Annotated in this window: 14 protein-coding genes, 1 tRNA gene and 1 pseudogene; 5 read left to right on the top strand and 11 right to left on the bottom strand. The window is 58.3% G+C overall.

Annotated features, from left to right (window positions below):
- Positions 1–223: 223 nt before the first annotated feature.
- The 4 genes from LG327_RS14755 to LG327_RS14740 form a co-directional block, all read right to left on the bottom strand.
- A tRNA-Ser gene (locus LG327_RS14755) sits at positions 224–314 on the bottom strand.
- A gap of 102 nt (positions 315–416) precedes the next feature.
- The gene (locus LG327_RS14750) at positions 417–692 is read right to left on the bottom strand and encodes an acylphosphatase (protein WP_404363018.1); all 276 of its coding nucleotides are present in this window, start codon (positions 690–692) and stop codon (positions 417–419) included.
- A gap of 94 nt (positions 693–786) precedes the next feature.
- Positions 787–1,482 (bottom strand): RES family NAD+ phosphorylase, encoded by a 696-nt coding sequence (locus tag LG327_RS14745; RefSeq protein ID WP_404363016.1) that lies wholly within the window; start codon positions 1,480–1,482, stop codon positions 787–789.
- Entirely contained in the window at positions 1,482–1,898 is a 417-nt protein-coding gene (locus LG327_RS14740) for an antitoxin Xre-like helix-turn-helix domain-containing protein (protein ID WP_404363014.1), read from the bottom strand. Before LG327_RS14740 ends, LG327_RS14745 begins: the two co-directional genes overlap by 1 nt.
- A 152-nt stretch (positions 1,899–2,050) precedes the next feature.
- Here LG327_RS14740 and LG327_RS14735 point away from each other — a divergent pair, with 152 nt between their 5' ends.
- The 5 genes from LG327_RS14735 to pgsA all read left to right on the top strand — a co-directional run bounded on the left by LG327_RS14735 (position 2,051) and on the right by pgsA (position 8,908).
- Positions 2,051–2,305 carry a hypothetical protein gene (locus LG327_RS14735; protein ID WP_404363012.1) on the top strand — a complete coding sequence of 85 codons (255 nt, stop codon included), beginning with the start codon at positions 2,051–2,053 and terminating at the stop codon, positions 2,303–2,305.
- A gap of 104 nt (positions 2,306–2,409) precedes the next feature.
- The gene (locus LG327_RS14730; protein ID WP_404363011.1) at positions 2,410–5,760 is read left to right on the top strand and encodes a carboxyl transferase domain-containing protein; all 3,351 of its coding nucleotides are present in this window, start codon (positions 2,410–2,412) and stop codon (positions 5,758–5,760) included.
- Positions 5,761–5,838: 78 nt separating this feature from the next.
- Positions 5,839–6,495 carry a UvrY/SirA/GacA family response regulator transcription factor gene (gene uvrY / locus LG327_RS14725; RefSeq protein ID WP_404363009.1) on the top strand — a complete coding sequence of 219 codons (657 nt, stop codon included), beginning with the start codon at positions 5,839–5,841 and terminating at the stop codon, positions 6,493–6,495.
- Entirely contained in the window at positions 6,479–8,335 is a 1,857-nt protein-coding gene (uvrC, locus tag LG327_RS14720) for an excinuclease ABC subunit UvrC (RefSeq protein ID WP_404363008.1), read from the top strand. The genes uvrY and uvrC overlap by 17 nt, the downstream gene beginning before the upstream one ends.
- Before the next feature lie 6 nt (positions 8,336–8,341).
- Positions 8,342–8,908: a CDP-diacylglycerol--glycerol-3-phosphate 3-phosphatidyltransferase gene (gene pgsA / locus LG327_RS14715; protein ID WP_404363006.1), complete on the top strand. Its 567-nt coding sequence runs from the start codon at positions 8,342–8,344 to the stop codon at positions 8,906–8,908.
- A gap of 11 nt (positions 8,909–8,919) precedes the next feature.
- On the opposite strand, the gene purU is transcribed toward pgsA, so the two are convergent.
- The 7 genes and pseudogenes from purU to LG327_RS14680 form a co-directional block, all read right to left on the bottom strand.
- Positions 8,920–9,786, bottom strand: a complete 867-nt coding sequence (purU, locus tag LG327_RS14710) for a formyltetrahydrofolate deformylase (protein WP_404363004.1) — start codon at positions 9,784–9,786, stop codon at positions 8,920–8,922.
- 20 nt (positions 9,787–9,806) lie between these two features.
- Complete coding sequence (locus LG327_RS14705) at positions 9,807–11,186, bottom strand: L-serine ammonia-lyase (RefSeq protein WP_404363002.1); 1,380 nt, start codon at positions 11,184–11,186, stop codon at positions 9,807–9,809.
- Between the two features lie 306 nt (positions 11,187–11,492).
- Positions 11,493–12,449 (bottom strand): annotated as a pseudogene (locus LG327_RS14700) (GlxA family transcriptional regulator); the annotation flags it as partial.
- 273 nt (positions 12,450–12,722) lie between these two features.
- The gene (fdhA, locus tag LG327_RS14695; RefSeq protein WP_404363000.1) at positions 12,723–13,922 is read right to left on the bottom strand and encodes a formaldehyde dehydrogenase, glutathione-independent; all 1,200 of its coding nucleotides are present in this window, start codon (positions 13,920–13,922) and stop codon (positions 12,723–12,725) included.
- 55 nt (positions 13,923–13,977) lie between these two features.
- The gene (locus tag LG327_RS14690) at positions 13,978–14,610 is read right to left on the bottom strand and encodes a sarcosine oxidase subunit gamma (RefSeq protein ID WP_404362998.1); all 633 of its coding nucleotides are present in this window, start codon (positions 14,608–14,610) and stop codon (positions 13,978–13,980) included.
- Positions 14,603–17,629 carry a sarcosine oxidase subunit alpha family protein gene (locus LG327_RS14685; RefSeq protein ID WP_404362996.1) on the bottom strand — a complete coding sequence of 1,009 codons (3,027 nt, stop codon included), beginning with the start codon at positions 17,627–17,629 and terminating at the stop codon, positions 14,603–14,605. Before LG327_RS14685 ends, LG327_RS14690 begins: the two co-directional genes overlap by 8 nt.
- A complete protein-coding gene (locus LG327_RS14680) occupies positions 17,626–17,967 on the bottom strand; it encodes a sarcosine oxidase subunit delta (protein ID WP_404362994.1) in 342 nt (113 codons plus the stop codon). The genes LG327_RS14685 and LG327_RS14680 overlap by 4 nt, the downstream gene beginning before the upstream one ends.
- Between the last annotated feature and the right edge of the window lie 9 nt (positions 17,968–17,976).

Below are 17,976 nucleotides of genomic sequence, written 5' to 3'. Positions count from 1 at the left end.
CTGAGGGGGCGGGGGCTGGAAAAACGCAGGTTTCCCCAGGTTAAACCCTGGCGGAGAGGGAGGGATTATTCGGGCCTGTTGGCCCTCACCCCTTCGGGGCCGTCGTCGCTTTGCTCTGACGTTCCTCCGGCTGCCTTGCAGCCTCCGGTCGAACCCGCGAGGCTTCTTCTACCCACCCAATCGGCCAATAAAAAACCCCAGCATGTCTGCTGGGGTTTTGTATTGGCGGAGAGGGAGGGATTCGAACCCTCGAAACGCTATTAACGTTTACACACTTTCCAGGCGTGCGCCTTCAGCCACTCGGCCACCTCTCCAATAACTCTTTTCAAATCAGTGTGCCGATCTGAGGGCGCAAACTTTAATGGGTTTCGGAGGATTTCGCAACACCTCTTGTCAGGAACTGGCCGGAAATCGGCCTAGTAGGTGGAAAACTTCGCGAATTCGCCGGTCGCCTGGTTTTTGTCGATCTTTACGTCTTCCACCTCGGCGGCTGGGGAGCCTTCCCAGCACCAGTCGACGAACTGCTCAAGAGAGTCGGGGTTGCCCTCGGCGACTACCTCTACACGGCCGTCGGAAAGATTCTTCGCAAAGCCGTTGATGTGGAGTTTTTCGGCCTCGGACTGCGCCGCTGCGCGATAGGAAACACCCTGGACGTTTCCATTGATCATCAGGTGCCAGCGTTCGTTGCTCATGGAATCCTCCCTGTGTATTGGTGCGTTATTGGGCATAACTTAACGTACTGATGACGTTGGAGGAAGGCCCGGATCTCTGGCAGCGCTCGACTGGTCAGCGCTTGACCACTCTTTTCTCGTAAACATCGTCGATGGATGTACCATTCCATAGATAGCCGTAATGAGTGGACTGGATCACGGAATGGAGGACCCTGGGGGTGAGCAGGGCGTAGCATTCCACGCCTCGATGACGGACAGACTGGTAAAAGATGGCTTCCCGCCCATCCCGTTTTGCTTCCAGCCCCAACTGGCGAGAAGCTGAGTAGTTATCGGGCGCATGATACTCATGATCACGCCATTCGCCGCCGCGTATGTCCAGGCCTGTGGCGGAAAAATCAGCTTTCAGGCAGCGCATGCTGATGTCCTGCGGCTCCATTTGTGTGTACCCAAGCCATTTCTGCATGTGATAGACGGTCTCGTCGACAGCGCCGATTCTTTCCCTGGCACAGTAGAAAACCCCAAAGTCGCCGTTACTGAACCGGCTGCCGTCAGGGCTGAGATGGGTGAATGGCGCCATGGCATAGTGACACCCGCGAATACCGAAAGGCCGCTCGGACTCCGGTACCAGGCCGACCTCGCCCAGCTCGTTCCGGATTCTCGGGTTGACCCTTGCCTGCACAGCATAGAGGGCATCGAAACTGGCCTGGTCGGCTACATCGTCGAATAATGAAATCGGCGGATATTTGCTGGGCACCATGCGGTAGGCTTTTTGATGGACCAGGGTTGCCACTGAAGGCCTTGTACCGATCATCACCACCAGCCCCCACGAGCGGCATCAATATGCCGGAAAACGTCGATCAGGTCTTCCATGCGACCGGATTTCATGATGTCCATGGCAGTGCGTCCATGGAACCAGATGTGATCATTGGGACGGCGGACCCAGCCGTAAACGGATTCCGGCTCGGAAAGGATGAGCCGCAAACCGGCGTGGATATTAAGCAGATAGGAGAGGCGGTCCGCCAGGTCCAGCGTCACCTTCACGCTCTCGGGTGCTTTCTGCATCCGGTAAAAACTGGATCTGGGGAGGTGCCCCAGCAATGCCCGCTTTTCGTCCTCAGTGCAGCGCCATTTGTCCAGAATGTTGAGAACCACCGGTATGGAAGTGCGAATCTGGTCATCGGATATTTCCGGTAATGGCTGAATCATTCGCTGATTGTGGGAGCTCATGGGATTCTCCTCGGAGTCTGACTTTATAGTCCCAATATATCCCTATTGTGATATCCAGTCCAATATTGGACTTATCAGGGGCAGCCAGGAAGCTTTGCCTGGATGCATCGGTGTTATACCCTCCCACCTTCAGAAACCAGAAGGGCTCAGCCATGACCGATGACAGTGAGAAACAGGGTCAGCAAGACCCGCGAGAGGAGCCCTTCGTGGTGGACACGGAGCTCTTGAGCGATGACCAGCTTGAGGGCCTGGTGGACGAATACTGCACACGCTTTCATGGCACAAATGAGACCGAGCTGCCACTTTCCGAGCGAGACCGGGTGATGGCAGCAGTGAAGCGCGGCGATCTGGTTGTATGGTTTGATCCGCTAGAGAATGCCGCAGGTCTCGATCACAGCCCCCATTGATTCCTCTTATGACCTGCCATCAGCCAATATCAGTGTTTGTCATAGTAATGCCGGCTTAAGATGTTTCGTCAGAAATCCAGAAAGAGTCAGCAGCCGGAGTATTCATGAAAACCAGACTTACCGCCGTTCTGATCGCCAATCGGGGTGAAATAGCCATCCGAATTGCCCGTTCGCTCACTGAGACCGGCATAAAGACTGTGGGGGTTTACGCCGGAGATGAGACGACCTCTCTTCACATTCGCCGGGTTGATGAGGCTGTAGCGCTTCCAGGGCAGGGGGCGGTCGCCTACCTGGATGGCGCGTCGATGATCCGCCTGGCGCAGGAACAAGGCTGTCAGGGGATTCATCCCGGTTACGGCTTTCTGAGTGAAAGCGCTGACTTCGCGAGGCAATGCCTGGACGCAGGTCTGTTGTTTATCGGCCCTTCACCGGAATGTCTGGCGATTCTTGGAGACAAGGCCAGAGCGCGGTCCCTGGCCCAGGAGTGCAAGGTGCCACTGGCAGAGGGTACGTCCCAGTCAACCTCTCTGGCCGAGGCGGGGGAGTTTCTGAAAACCGTGAAAGCGCGCCACGGAGATGCTGCCGGCATCATGGTCAAGGCTCTCGCCGGTGGTGGCGGACGGGGGATGCGCCCGGTGCAGGATCTCGCGGAGCTGGATGAAGCCTGGCGTCAGAGTACGTCGGAGGCGCTCAGGTCTTTTGGAAACGGTGAAATGTATGTGGAAAGGCTGATTCCGGAAGCCCGCCATATCGAGGTTCAGGTGCTGGGAGACGCCACGGGTGCGATTTCCCATCTCTGGGAACGGGACTGCAGCCTCCAGCGCCGGCGGCAGAAGCTCGTGGAGCTGGCGCCTGCGCCCGGTATTACCCCCGCACAACGCCGCGAGCTGCTCGGGGCCGCACAGAAAATGGCCGGTGCGGCAGGGCTGCAGGGCCTGGCCACTTTTGAATTCCTGCTGGAGCCTGCCGCCGGTCAGATTGTCTTCATGGAAGCCAATCCCCGCCTCCAGGTGGAGCATACAGTCACCGAGGCCATCAGCGATGTCGACCTGGTTTCAGTGCAGACAGCTCTGGCCATGGGCGAATCCCTTGTGGAACTGGGTCTCGATCAGCCCCGCGAGGAGCCTCCTGCGCGCGCTGCCATTCAGTTGCGCATCAACCTGGAGAGCATTTCTGCCTCCGGTGACATACTGCCGGCGAGTGGCGTCATCACAACCTGGGAGCCGGCCACCGGCCCCGGGGTACGGGTGGATGGTTGTGGCTATGCCGGCCTGAATGTCACAACAGAATACGATTCTCTGGTGGCAAAGCTGATTGTGTCCAGTCACAGCACTCTTCATAGCACTCTGCCGGCCCTCGTGGACAAGGCTTACCGGGCCCTGGGCGAATTTCGTCTGGAAGGTGTGCCCAGCAATCTGGGAGTTCTGAAAAACCTTCTGCTTCTGCCTGAAGTCAGGGCTTATTCGGTGTCCACGGGGACGGTGGCTGCCAACATGGATTACCTGTGCCAGGCGACCGCTGGAAAGCATCCCGAGCGCTTCTTTGATAACAGGGAAGAGGCCTTTGCTTCGGCTTCCCCGGATTCCCCCGACTGGTCTCTTCCTGACGAATATATTGGGGCTGTCAGTCCGGTTCAGGGCAGGGTTGCAAGACTTCTGGCTAGAGAGGGCGAGCGGGTTGAAGCAGGGGCGGTGATGGCGGTGCTGGAGGCCATGAAAATGGAGTTCGAGCTCAGGGCCCCGGTCTCCGGCCTGGTTTGTGGTGCCTACTGCAGGGGCGGTGACACTGTGGAGGAGGGTAAGGCTCTGTTTGCTCTGAAGCCCGAGGAGGAGAGCAATGCCGGCATTGCCGAATCGGAGCTGGAGGTTGATCTTGACCACATCCGCCAGGATCTGGCGGATGTTCTGGAGCGCCACGACCGCCTCGAGGATCACCGACGGCCAGAGGCGGTTGCAAAGCGCCGTAAAACCGGCCACCGCACCGCCCGGGAGAACGTCGCTGACCTCGTGGATGAGGGCAGCTTTCTGGAGTATGGCGCCCTGGCCCTGGCGGCCCGTCGCGGGCGGCAGTCAGAAAAGGAACTGATGGATATCAGCCCCGCAGACGGCCTGATTGCAGGCATTGGAACGGTAAACAGTGAGCAGTTTGGCGCTGAAAAAGCCAGGTGCATGGTCATGGCCTATGACTACACGGTATTTGCCGGCACCCAGGGTGTGATGAATCACAAGAAAACAGACCGGATGCTCCGGCTTGCGGAACAGTGGTCCCTGCCGCTGGTGTTCTTCGCCGAGGGCGGTGGTGGCCGGCCGGGCGATACGGATTTTGTCGGTGTCGCCGGACTTGACTGTCATACCTTCACCGCCATGGCGGCGCTGTCCGGGAAAGTGCCTTTGATTGGCATAGTCTCCGGACGCTGTTTTGCCGGCAATGCCGCATTGCTGGGTTGTTGCGATGTCATAATCGCCACCCGCGACGCCTCGATTGGCATGGCAGGGCCGGCCATGATCGAAGGCGGTGGCCTGGGGAGGTTCCGGGCGGAAGAGGTGGGTCCAGTTTCGGTGCAGGCCGCCAATGGTGTCGTTGATGTGGTGGTTGAAGATGAAGTGGAAGCTGTGGCGGTGGCAAAGCAGTATCTGTCCTGTCTTCAGGGCAGAACGGAGCACTGGGAAGAAGCTGACCAGCGTCATCTGCGACACCTGATTCCCGAAAATCGGCTCAGGGTTTACGACATGAGGGAGGTAATTGACATCCTGGCGGATGCCGGGTCGATACTTGAGCTCCGGTCTGAGTTCGCCCCGGGCCTTATCACAGCTTTTGTCCGGGTAGAGGGCCGTGCGTTTGGCCTGATGGCGAATAACCCCATGTACCTTGGTGGTGCTATCGATGCCAGCGCAGGCGACAAGGCGGCACGTTTCATGCGGCTCTGTGACGCCATGGGTTTGCCGATTATTTCCCTTTGCGATACCCCCGGCTTCATGGTTGGGCCGGAGGCGGAAAAGCAGGGCACGGTGCGCCATGTCTCCCGGATGTTCGTAACCGCTGCCCGGCTGAACGTTCCGTTTTTCACTGTTGTGCTGCGCAAGGGCTATGGCCTCGGCGCCCAGGCCATGGCGGCAGGCAGTTTGCATTCTCCGATGTTCACCATTGGCTGGCCCACCAGCGAGTTTGGTGCCATGGGTCTGGAGGGCGCGGTACGCCTGGGGTTTGCCAAAGAACTAGCCGCCATCAGGGATGAAGCTGAACGACAGAAGACCTTTGATGCCATGGTTGCCAGGGCCTACGAGCAGGGCAAAGGCATGAACATGGCCAGCTTCCTGGAGATAGATGCGGTTATTGACCCGGCGGAAACCAGGCACTGGCTGAGCCGGGGCCTGAAATCCGTGCCTGCCGGGGCGACAGGAAGGCCCAGGCAGGGTGCGGACAGGTGCACGGATGGCTTTATCGATACCTGGTAAACCTGTCCCTGGCGAGGCTAAAGCAGTACAATGGTGCGGTTTCAAATTGGCACTTTCCATCCCCCCGCGAGGTGAATCTTGATCAGGGTACTGGTTGTAGATGACCATGAACTGGTTCGCGCCGGCATTACCCGGATGCTGGCCGACGACCCGGACATTGAGGTCATCGGTCAGGCCGCGTCAGGTGAAGAGGCGATTGATTCCGTGCGGGAACAGGCTCCGGATATCGTGTTGATGGATATCCGAATGCCAGGTATCGGTGGCCTGGAGGCTACGCGGCGGATCCTGCGGATTGATGACGCCATTCGCGTGATCGTGGTGACTGCCTGCGCGGATGACCCCTATCCCACCAGAGTCATGCAGGCCGGGGCTTCCGCCTACATCACCAAGGGGGCTGATATCCGGGAGATGGTTCGTGCCATCCGCATGGCCCACGCCGGCCAGCGCTACATCAGCCCGGAAATTGCCCAGAAGATGGCGCTCAAACAGCTTGGAGACAATGGGGAAGACGATAGCGAAACCATGTTCGACCGCCTGTCTGAACGTGAGCTGCAGATTGCCATGATGGTGGTTGATTGCCAGAAAGTTCAGGATATCTCCGACAAGCTGTGTCTCAGTCCCAAGACGGTCAACAGCTACCGTTACCGGATTTTCGAGAAGCTGGAAATATCCAGTGACGTCGAACTCGCCCTGATGGCCGTGAGGCTCGGACTGCTCGATGCCGACAAGGTCTGACACGGAGCCTGCTCAGGACTTTGACTCCAGAACCTTCCTGAAACAGCTGACCGAGCGCCCGGGAGTCTATCGCATGATGGATGCTTCCGGGGAGGTTCTCTATGTTGGCAAGGCGCGCAATCTCAAAAAGCGCGTGGCCAGCTATTTCCGTCAGACCGGCCTCGCGCCCAAAACCGAAGCACTGGTTTCCCGGATAAACAGCATCGAGGTGACCATCACCGGCAGCGAGACGGAAGCCCTGCTGCTTGAACAGAATCTGATAAAGTCCCTTCGACCGCCGTATAACATCCTGCTGCGTGACGACAAGTCCTACCCCTACATCTATCTGTCGCCCCATGAGGACTATCCATCGCTGACCTTTCGCCGTGGCCGGACAAAGAAGGCCAAAGGCACCTGGTTCGGGCCATTTCCGAGCTCTGGAGCGGTCAAGGACAGTCTTAATGTCCTGCAGAAGGTTTTCCGCATAAGAAACTGTAATGAAAGCTATTTCAGAAATCGAACGCGTCCCTGTCTTCAGTACCAGATCAATCGCTGCACAGCTCCCTGCGTCAAATACATTTCTCCCGAGGATTACCAGCGGGATGTGCGCCATGCCAGCATGTTTCTGGAGGGCAAGAACCCGGCGGTCATCAATGACCTGATGAAGGAAATGGAAACAGCCGCGCAGAACCTCCAGTTTGAAAAGGCAGCGGCCTGCCGCGATCAGATCAACCATCTGCGGCATGTGCAGGAACAGCAGTCCGTTCATGGGGAGGGCGGTGATGCCGACGTGATCGCACTGGCCCAGGAGGCAGGAGTGGTCTGCATCGTGGTGATCATTGTCCGGGGTGGCCGGGTGTTGGGTACCAAGGACTATTTTCCCCGTTATTCCCTTGAACAGACCGAGCCGGAGCTGTTGAACGCCTTTCTCGGACAGTTTTACTTTGGGGGCGACACCCAGCGTGAGCTCCCGCGGGAAGTTCTGGTTCCGGTTGAGGTTGAAGGCCAGGAGCTGCTCTCGGCTGCCCTGACGGAAGCCGCAGGCCGGGATACCAGAGTGCGCCAGAACGTCCGCGGTGAACGCCGCCGCTGGCTTGAGCTGGCAGCCACCAATGCCAGGCAGACGCTACTGACCCACCTTGCCAGCAAGGAGACCGTCTACCGCCGCCTGCTGGCTCTGAGGGACCTGTTACGGCTGGCTGAAACCCCTGGCCGCATGGAGTGTTTTGATATCAGTCATAGTCAGGGTGAACATACGGTCGCATCCTGTGTCGTTTTCGATGAAAATGGCCCACTGAAGAGTGATTATCGTCTTTACAACATTGAGGGCGAGATTGCCGGAGATGACTATGGCGCCATGCGCCAGGTTCTGACGCGACGTTACAAGCGGATGATGTCGGGTGAGGGGAAGCGGCCGGACCTGGTGTTCATCGATGGTGGCAAGGGCCAGCTGGGGGTCGCAAGGGAAGTCTTCGACGCCCTGGGCATTGACGACATCCCGCTCATCGGGGTAGCCAAGGGTGTCACCCGCAGAGCAGGCATGGAGCAGCTAATTGACGCCTTGACCGGGGATCTTTACCGGGTGCCGGCTGACTCGCCAGCGCTGCATCTGATTCAGCATATCCGGGACGAATCTCACCGCTTTGCCATTACCGGCCACCGGAAAGGACGGGACAAAAAGCGGCGGCAGTCTACCCTTGAGGGTATAGACGGGGTGGGCGCCAGGCGCAGAAGAGAGTTGATCCGCTATTTCGGGGGTATCCAGGAAATCAGAAAGGCCGGTATTGACGAGATTGCCAAGGTCAAGGGCATCAGCAAGTCACTCGCCGAATCCATTTACGCGGCGCTGCACAATGAGTAATACACCATGAATGTACCGAACATCCTGACACTTTCCCGGATCCTCATGATTCCGGTTTTTGTGGTGGTTTTTTACCTCCCGGTGGAGTGGAGCTATCTGGCGAGCGCCGCCATTTTCGCGCTAGCGGCGGCGACTGACTGGCTTGATGGCTACCTGGCAAGGAAACTCGATCAGAGCACCCCTTTTGGCGCGTTTCTGGATCCGGTTGCCGACAAGCTGATGGTGGCCGTTGCGCTTACCGTTCTGATCGATGAGCATCACAGTCTGTTCCTCACCATTCCTGCCATGGTGATCATCGGGCGGGAAATCGTTATCTCGGCATTGCGGGAATGGATGGCGGAAATCGGCAGCAGGGCCAGTGTTGCTGTTTCCTGGATTGGCAAGATCAAGACCACGGCTCAGATGGTATCCATCATCATGCTGCTGGCGGTGCCGCCCAAGGCGCTGTTTTCCTACGCCGGCCTGTTGCTGCTCTACGTTGCCGCGGCGCTAACCCTGTGGTCGATGGTGCTTTACCTCAGAGCCGCCTGGCCGGACCTGTTCCCGGAGGATCAGGAGCGGACGGGGCCCTGACCTGCGCGACTTCAGGGAAAGACGACAGTACGCAAGCCGTTCAGAAATACCCGACGCTCAAGGTGCAGCTTCACCGCCTTGTGCAGTGCAACGCTCTCGCAGTTGCGGCCGAGGGATTCCAGCTTGGCGGGTGTGAAGCCGTGGTCGACTCGCTCAACGACCTGATCAATGATGGGGCCTTCGTCAAGGTCGCTCGTAATGTAATGGGCTGTGGCTCCGATAACCTTTACGCCTCTTTTGTGTGCCTGGTGATAGGGACGTGCGCCCTTGAAGCCGGGCAGAAAGGAATGATGGATATTGATTGCCTTTCCCACCAGTTGCCCGCAAATATTGTCTGAAAGCACCTGCATGTACCTGGCCAGAATCATCAGTTCGCTCCGGGTCTCCTGAAAGAGCTGCATGAGCTGCGTTTCCTGCTGGCTGCGGTTGGCGTCTGTAACCGGCAGGTGAAAATAAGGGACACCGTGGGCATCAGCGATGGGAGCAAGATTCTCATGGTTTGATACGACGCCCATGACATCCATGTGGAGTTCTCCCGTACTCCAGCGGTAAAGCAGGTCCCGAACACAGTGATCCAGCTTCGAGCCCAGAATCAGCACCCGGGGCCTGTGGGCCGCGACGGTCAGATCCCAGTTCATAAAAAGGCGGGTGGCAGTCTCGCTGAAGGCCGCAAGGAGGGCATTGTGGCCCGGGTCACTGAATGCCTTGATCCGGAAGCAGGCGCGGGCGAAGAAGGTGTCCTCCTCGACATCGTCAAACTGATTGAACTCCTCAACGTAGCCGTCCTGGTTATTGATAAAAGCGGTAATCGCGGCGACCTGGCCCTGGGCGCTTGGGCCTCTGGCGATCAGTATGTAGCGGGCATCATCTGGCTGCATGTGTAACTCCGGTGCAGTCGTTAACATTCAACAATATGGACGGCGAGGCCGCCCCGTGAGGTTTCTTTGTACTTATCATGCATGTCCCGGCCGGTATCCCGCATGGTGCGAATGACCTTGTCCAGTGAAACCACGTGTTCGCCGTCACCGGCAAGCGCCATGTGGGCAGCATTGACCGCCTTGACTGACGCTATGGCGTTGCGTTCGATACATGGCACCTGAACCAGGCCACCGATCGGATCACAGGTCAGACCAAGGTTGTGCTCCAGGCCAATCTCCGCGGCATTTTCAACCTGGCCAGGGGTGCCTCCCAGAACTTCTGCCAGCCCCGCGGCGGCCATGGCACAGGCAGAACCAACCTCTCCCTGACAGCCCACTTCGGCGCCCGACAGGGATGCATTTTTCTTGCAAAGAATTCCCACAGCAGCAGCAGTGAGCATGAAATTGACCACGTCATGCTCACTGGCTTCTGGTTGAAATTGCATGTAGTAATGCAGCACCGCTGGAACGATTCCGGCGGCACCGTTGGTGGGCGCCGTGACCATTCGTCCGCCGGCGGCGTTTTCCTCATTGACCGCCAGGGCAAAGAGGTTGAGCCAGTCCATTGCTGAACCGGTCGACGCGATCACACTGGTGCCGGCTTCCCGGCTCAGCAGGCGTTCGTGCCAGGCCTGGGCGCGCCGTCTGACACGGAGTTCTCCGGGCAACATGCCGCCCCGCGCCAGGCCATTGAGCACGCACGCCTTCATGACCTTCCAGATTTCCAGCAGCTCGTGGCGAATCGTCGCCTCATCCCGCCACACCTTTTCATTTTCCATCATCAGCGCAGAAACACTCAGGCCGTGGGTTTTGCACAGTGAGAGGAGCTGGGCTGCGGTATTGAATTCGTAAGGCAGCGGCGTGGAGTCGGTGTCAAAGTCGCCCTGGGCCGATTGAGCCTCGTCAATGACAAAACCGCCGCCAACCGAGTAATAGGTGTTCCGGTAGAGTTCTTCATCATCCGAGTGCGCCACTATCTGCATGGCGTTCGGGTGATGGGGGAGATTCTCCTGATGCCAGTAGATGTCACGGACCGCATCGAAGTTGACTGCGACCTGTCCATTCAGGAGCAGGGTTCCTGCCTCAGCCATCGTCTCCATCGCCGGCTCTATGATGAACGGGTCGATTGTCTGCGGCTGTTCTCCCATGAGCCCCATCAGGATCGCGGTATCGGTGCGGTGACCTCGCCCTGTGGCCGAAAGGGATCCAAAGAGATGAATCTCCAGCCGTTCCACTTCTTCCAGGACCCCCTGGTTACTCAGTGTCTGAGCGAATTCCCACGCAGCCCGCATGGGACCGACGGTGTGTGAACTTGAGGGGCCGATGCCTATTTTGAACAGGTCGAAAACACTAATGGACATGGATCACCCCGGGTGAACAAATAAAGTCTGATTGGCACTGAGATCGCGAACCGCATCGATCCCATCAGGCCGATCATACGCCGCGTTCCGGCCATGAAAATGACTGGATGCGACCGGGTGGGTTCCAAAAGCGTCACAGCAGTGGAAGACAAAAAAGGAGGGGAAAGACGCCCCCGGAAACGGGGCGCCGGATGTCCGAATCCGTCAGGTTTTAATGCTGCCGTAGGTGGGCTCACCCCTGGCATCGGTCAGTGAGTGAACAGCTCTTCCGGTGACCGAGTCTGAGGTCAGCACACACTCACTTGCGCGCTCGGACCTTGGTGGTATGCCAAAGAACTCGCGGTAACATTTGGAGAAATGCGATGTGGAGACAAACCCGGAGGCCGAAGCAACTTCAACGATCGACATCGTACTTTGCTTGAGCAGTCGACGGGCACGAACCAGTCGCAGTTTGATGTAATACCGCGACGGCGAGCACAGAAGATGCTTCTGGAAAAGCCGCTCGAGCTGGCGCCGTGACATAAATACGTAACCTGCAAGTTCATCCAGACAGATCGGCTCTTCGAGGTTGGCCTCCATCAGGGCGACGATTTCCAGCAGTTTTGGCTGGGTGCTGCCAAACATGTGCTTCAGTGGCACTCTCTGGAGATCCTGCTCGTTCCGGACCAGATCGTATATGAACATTTCGGAAATGGCGGTAGAGAGGGCGCGAGAATGATCGCGTCCGATCAGGTTCAACATCATGTCCAGCGGGGCAGTACCACCGGAGGCAGTCGGACGGTCCCGGTCGATGCAGAACAGCCGATCTGTGGCCGACACCCGCGGAAACGTCTCCTTCATGATCATCATGTATTCCCAGTGGATGCTGGCTTCATAGCCATCAAGCAGACCCGCTTTGGCCAAAGCCCAACTGCCGGTACAGACAGCGCCCACGCGGCACGAGGATTTGGCCTGGCGCTTGAGCCAGGAGACATGTTCCGGCCGGATGCTGCGATCTACTCCGATGCCGCCGCAGACGATTACCGTGTCCAGCGCCAGCGTCTCGGATGTGGCATGGTCCGGGGTAACCAGCACGCCGTCACTGGCTCGCACCGGCTCGCCGTCGGGGCTGAGAGTAACCCACTGGTAAAGCTCGCGACCGGCCAGCTGATTGGCCATTCGCAGAGGTTCTATGGCTGCCGCCATGGAGATAAGGGTGAAATTGTCCAGCAGCAGAAAGCCCAGAGTCTGGACCTGACCCTGCTTTGAAATTGCCGAGCACAAGGGGGTATTATCAGGAATGTTGGTGCTAGTCATAAGGAACCTCTGCGCGTGCTTGCATCGAGGCTTTAGCTGCACTAATGCCCACGTCTACCGCTATATCTGACTAGCAGGCACCAGAAGACGTTTCTGCAATTCCTCCCCGGAGCCTGGTCATAAAAGAGCCTAGTCGTTAATGTAAAAAAAACATCTGATTTTTGCAATATATGTAATAGATATTTAAAAACAAAACCCGCCATGGCGAACAGCCCATGGCGGGTTTCAGATCTTCGAAAGTCAGGCCATTTTGAGGGCATTATGAGGGTCGATTACGAATTTTTTCGGCACACCCGAATCAAATTCGCTGTAGCCCTTAGGTGCTTCGTCGAGAGTGATGACTTCCACTCCTACCACGTCCGCGATTTTAATACGGTCCCACATGATCGCTTCCATCAATTGACGGTTGTACTTCATGACCGGCGTTTGCCCGGTGTGGAAGCTGTGGGATTTGGCCCAGCCCAGTCCGAAGCGCAGGCTCAGGCTGCCTTTTTTGGCGGCGGTGTCCTTTGAACCAGGGTCTTCGGTCACATAAAGGCCAGGAATACCGAGTTTTCCCGCCGCCCGGGTGATTTCCATAAGCGAATTCAGGACGATTGCCGGGGCCTCTTCCTGAACGCCTGAGTGGCCGTGGCCCCGGGCCTCGAAGCCTACCGCATCAACGGCACAGTCCACCTCCGGCACCCCCAGAATCTGTTCGATCTGCTCCCCCAGAGTTGCGTCCTTTGACAGATTCACCGTCTCAAAGCCCTTGGATGCGGCATGAGTCAGGCGGGTCGGATTGACATCACCAACGATGACAACAGCTGCCCCGAGCAGGCGTGCCGAGGCTGCTGCTGCCAGGCCTACCGGTCCTGCTCCTGCGATATACACTGAACTGCCGGGGCCCACTCCCGCGGTTACTGCTCCGTGATAGCCAGTAGGCAGAATGTCGGACAGACAGGTAAGGTCGCGGATTTTCTCCATCGAGCGATCCCGGGAAGGCAGCTTCAACAGGTTGAAGTCGGCGTAGGGCACCATGACGTATTCTGCCTGACCGCCGACCCATCCGCCCATGTCCACATAACCGTAGGCTCCGCCCGCTCGCGCAGGATTGACTGTCAGGCAGACGCCAGTGTCCTGCTCCTTGCACGTCCGGCAGCGGCCGCAGGCCACGTTAAAAGGCACGGAAGCCAGGTCGCCCACCTGGAAGTTCTCAACGTCGGAGCCCGCTTCTATGACTTCACCCGTGATCTCATGGCCCAGGACCAGGCCTTCCTGTGCCGAGGTCCGGCCCCGGACCATGTGCTGATCCGAGCCGCAGATATTCGTGGTTATCACCTTGAGTATCACACCATGGCCGATTTTCCGACCACGAGGGGTTTCCATTTTGGGGAAGGCTATGCCCTGGACTTCAACAGTGCCAGGGCCGGTGTAAACAACGCCACGATTCTCGCTCATTTCTGCATTCCTTATTTGAAGGTCGCTTTTCCTGTTTTCGGGATGGAACAGAGTGTCACTCCGCTCGCGTCGTGATTCCGTACTCTGCGCCTGCATTCAGGAGCCAGCGATACAGGTAATCGGCGAAGCTCCGCCTGATGACCAGTTCCCAGCGCTCCGAATCCGGGCGGCGAATGATCACGCCAGTTTTGGCAAACACCGTCGACACTCCACGGCCTTCGGGGAAAACCCTGGGGTGCAGATCGCAGGAGGTGGATTTCATCAGCACCTCGCGAGCATTCGGCCCTGAGAGTTCCAGCACCGTCTGCCCCCCACTGACATTTACAATGGCGTATGACGCATCGCCCAGTTCCTCACGAAGATCCTTCTCGACCGTGAATTCCGAGCCTGGGGGCAGAATCGCCAGCCATTCATCGGGCGCCAGCCACTGAATACTTTTTTGTCCGTCGACATTGAGCGAACAGGGAACGCCTGGCAGCTCAACGCCAATGATTTTCCTGACACCGGCACTTAAAACCTCCGGACTGCCTCTCAGTACGAGGTGGGTGAGGAAAGGACGCTCGGACATGATCACGCCCGCATCCTGGCTGCTGGAGGGCAGGGGAGACCGCTGCAGGGAAAAATGCAGAGGTGATTCTGATGCTGTGCCGGCGGACGCCTGTTGCTGGAAGACATTGACGTTAGACATTCTGGCGGTCCCCTTTAGGGTCGTAAAAAACAGGGCTTACAATCTCTGCAACGTGAGTAGCGCCGTCGGCCATAGGCAGGTATACCCGCTCACCCATTCGCTTCTGACCGCCCTTAACCACTGCAAGCGCGAAGCCATGGCCCAGGGTCGGGCTGTAGTAGCTCGAGGTGACGTGTCCGACCATGGCCATCGGAATTGACTGTTTCGGGTCCAGAACGATCTGGGCGCCTTCCTGCAATACCACCTGCCGGTCGACGGGCTTGAGCCCCACCATCTGCTTGCGGTCCTCACGGCGGGTGTCGGGGCGCGAAAGCGCCCGCTTGCCAATCCAGGAGAAGGGCTTGTTGTAACCCACGCACCATTGCATTCCGAGATCTTCCGGAGTCACTGAACCGTCGGTTTCCTGGCCGACGATGATGAAACCCTTCTCGGCCCGTAAAACGTGCATGGTTTCCGTGCCGTAGGGCGTCAGGCCGTACCTGTCGCCATGCTCGAAGAGTTTTTTCCACACATGCATGGCATAGTGGGCCTGCACGTTGATCTCGTAGCTGAGCTCACCGGTGAATGAAATGCGATAGACCCGGGCGGGCACACCGGCCACTTCACCTTCACGCCATTCCATGAACTTGAAGGTGTCCCGATCAAGATCGATGTCGCTGATCTCAGAGAGCAGGTTACGAGCCTCGGGACCTGTGACCGTTATCGTGGCCCAGTGATCGGTGACCGAGGTGAAACTCACATCAAGTTCGGGCCACTCGGTCTGGTGCCAGAGTTCCAGCCACTCAAGGATCCGCGCTGCACCGCCAGTTGTCGTGGTCATCAGGAAGTGGTTGTCGGCCAGACAGGTTGTGACCCCGTCATCCATCACCATGCCATCGTCCTTGCACATCAGGCCGTAACGGGCCTTGCCAACCGCCAGTTTTTCCCAGCCATTGGTGTAAATCCGGCCGAGGAATTCCCTCACATCCTTGCCCTGAATGTCGATTTTTCCCAGGGTTGAAGCATCAAGAACGCCGACTTTTTCACGGACAGCGCTACATTCCCGTGCGACCGCGTCATGCATGGTCTCATCAGGACGCTCGGGGTAATACCAGGGCCGCTTCCATTGGCCGACATCCTCAAATTTCGCGCCCCGCTCCACATGCCAGGCGTGCAGTGCGGTGTAACGTTCGGGATCAAACAGCTCCCGGCGGTGGGGCCCCGCGATGGCTCCAAAGGCAACGGGCGTGTAGTTGGGACGGAACACGGTGGTGCCAGTTTCGGCAATGCTCTGTTTCAGGCAGCGGGCAACGACTGCCATGCCGTTGATGTTGCCGAGTTTGCCCTGGTCGGTACCAAAGCCCATGGCGGTATAACGCTTGACATGCTCAATGGATTCAAAGCCTTCCCGTGTAGCTAGCTCGATTGCAGCTGCGGTCACGTCGTTCTGAAGGTCAACGAACTGCTTGGGTGCGCGCAAGGTGGTTTTTGGGTGCGGAACCTGGAAAAGTGGCGCAGCCTCAGCCACGTCGATTCTGTCCACTTGTGGCAGGTCCACTGAGGGCGATTGCCAGCCACAGGCATCGGCAGCCTCGCTGCCGGCTTCGACGCCGCTTTTGAGAACGTCCGTCAGGGCATAGATTCCGGCGGCGCCACCCGTGGGGACCAGCCCCGTCATTTTGGCGGGCACGAAACCCATGATGTCTTCACGCCATGTTGGCCGGGAACCCGTATGTGACGACAGGTGGACAACAGGGTTGTAGCCGCCGGAGGTGGCGATGGTGTCGCAGGCCAGTTCGGTAACGCTGCCACGGGTCTCAAATTTGCCGATGTCGATCTCGGCGACCCGTGCCCCGGTAACACGGTTTTTTCCTTTTGCCTCGATCACAGCGCTGCCGTAGATGATCTGCAGACCCTTCTCGGCCGCAAGCTTTACCCAATGGCCCTTGGCTGCGTCCTTGTGTTTCCGGGCGTCCACGATGGCCACGACCCGATGACCGGCTTCTGCCCAGTCCAGCGCCGCGCGATAGCCGTCATCATGGCAGGTGGAGACGACCAGTTGCCTGCCCGGTACCACGCCGTAGCGACGAATATAGGTGGACACCGCGCCCGCCAGCATGTTGCCGGGCAGGTCGTTGTGGGCGTATACCAGCGGTCGTTCATGGGCTCCGGTGGCCAATACAACCTGCCCGGCACGAACATGATGCAGGCAGGCCCGGGCCGGCTTGAGACCATCGATTTCCGGTATTTTGTCGCCCAGATGCTCGGCGCGACGTTCGTAAAGTGTAACGAAATTGTGATCGTGCAAGCCGTTGGCGGTGGTGCGGGGCAGCAGGAGAACGTCGTCCATCTCCGCCAGTTCGGCCAACACGGACTCCACCCATGTGGAAGCCTCGCGGCCGTCCAGCAGTTCACGGGAATCAAGCAGTGAGCCGCCGAGCTCTTCCTGCTCATCGCACAGGATGACCCTTGCGCCGCTTCTGCCCGCTGCCAGCGCGGCCGCCAGACCTGCAGGTCCGGCGCCGATCACCAGCACGTCGCAGTGACGCTTGATGTGCTCATAATGATCAGGATCGTTTTCCCGTGGGCTGCGTCCCAGGCCCGCAGCCTTGCGGATGACCTTCTCATAAGTCATCCACATGGAGGCGGGCTGCATGAACGTCTTGTAGTAGAATCCGGGCGGTATCAGCGGGCTGAACAGGTTGCCCATTTTGCTCAGAAGCTCGCTGTGAGGGTTGGTGCTGCGGGCGCACAGCCCGTCAAACAGCGCCTGCTGTGTCGCACGCACGTTCGGAATCTGGGTCGCCTCGGCAGCGCCCATCTGCATAACGGCATTGGGCTCCTCCGCGCCGGCGGCAACAATGCCCCGGGGCCGGGAATACTTGAAGCTCCGGTTGACCACGTCGACGCCATTGGCGAGCAGCGCGGACGCCAGTGTGTCGCCGGCATGACCTTCATAACGCTGGCCATTGAAGGTGAAGGTCAGGGGACGCTGACGATCGATGCGACCGCCCTTGTCCAGCCGATTCGTCTGTGTCATGCCACTGCTCCTGCTGCCCGTTGGGCAGGCTTGTTATGCTCATTCCCGGAGGTCATTTCTGCCAGCACGCTGGACTGCTGACCCATGGGATAGGTTTCGAGTATTTCGTAGCTCACCGTGTTCCGGAGAATATTGAAGAACTTCCGACAGCCAGCTGCGTGAACCCACATCTCCTGGTGCAGGCCGCGAGGATTGTCACGGAAAAACAGGTAATCCCCCCATTCCGTATCCGAAGCTTCCTCGGGATTCTCCGGGCGCTTCAGGTGGGCCTGGCCCTTGGCATGGAACTCTTCCTCTGATCGCCGCTCGTTACAGTAGGGGCAATGAATGTAGAACATGTTCCGAAC

The organism is Marinobacter sp. (assembly GCF_044799475.1).
In the GTDB taxonomy this organism is placed as follows: Bacteria; Pseudomonadota; Gammaproteobacteria; order Pseudomonadales; family Oleiphilaceae; genus Marinobacter.
Note: the sequence above shows the minus strand (reverse complement) of the source record. Positions and strands in the feature narration are given on the sequence as shown.

What these genes read in the sequence shown, in the direction of transcription:
- LG327_RS14750 (WP_404363018.1), bottom strand. Translation starts at nt 692, where the DNA reads ATGAGCAACGAACGCTGGCACCTGATGATCAATGGAAACGTCCAGGGT.
- LG327_RS14745 (WP_404363016.1), bottom strand. Translation starts at nt 1,482, where the DNA reads ATGATCGGTACAAGGCCTTCAGTGGCAACCCTGGTCCATCAAAAAGCC.
- LG327_RS14740 (WP_404363014.1), bottom strand. Translation starts at nt 1,898, where the DNA reads ATGAGCTCCCACAATCAGCGAATGATTCAGCCATTACCGGAAATATCC.
- LG327_RS14735 (WP_404363012.1), top strand. Translation starts at nt 2,051, where the DNA reads ATGACCGATGACAGTGAGAAACAGGGTCAGCAAGACCCGCGAGAGGAG.
- LG327_RS14730 (WP_404363011.1), top strand. Translation starts at nt 2,410, where the DNA reads ATGAAAACCAGACTTACCGCCGTTCTGATCGCCAATCGGGGTGAAATA.
- uvrC (WP_404363008.1), top strand. Translation starts at nt 6,479, where the DNA reads ATGCCGACAAGGTCTGACACGGAGCCTGCTCAGGACTTTGACTCCAGA.
- pgsA (WP_404363006.1), top strand. Translation starts at nt 8,342, where the DNA reads ATGAATGTACCGAACATCCTGACACTTTCCCGGATCCTCATGATTCCG.
- purU (WP_404363004.1), bottom strand. Translation starts at nt 9,786, where the DNA reads ATGCAGCCAGATGATGCCCGCTACATACTGATCGCCAGAGGCCCAAGC.
- LG327_RS14705 (WP_404363002.1), bottom strand. Translation starts at nt 11,186, where the DNA reads ATGTCCATTAGTGTTTTCGACCTGTTCAAAATAGGCATCGGCCCCTCA.
- fdhA (WP_404363000.1), bottom strand. Translation starts at nt 13,922, where the DNA reads ATGAGCGAGAATCGTGGCGTTGTTTACACCGGCCCTGGCACTGTTGAA.
- LG327_RS14690 (WP_404362998.1), bottom strand. Translation starts at nt 14,610, where the DNA reads ATGTCTAACGTCAATGTCTTCCAGCAACAGGCGTCCGCCGGCACAGCA.
- LG327_RS14685 (WP_404362996.1), bottom strand. Translation starts at nt 17,629, where the DNA reads ATGACACAGACGAATCGGCTGGACAAGGGCGGTCGCATCGATCGTCAG.
- LG327_RS14680 (WP_404362994.1), bottom strand. Translation starts at nt 17,967, where the DNA reads ATGTTCTACATTCATTGCCCCTACTGTAACGAGCGGCGATCAGAGGAA.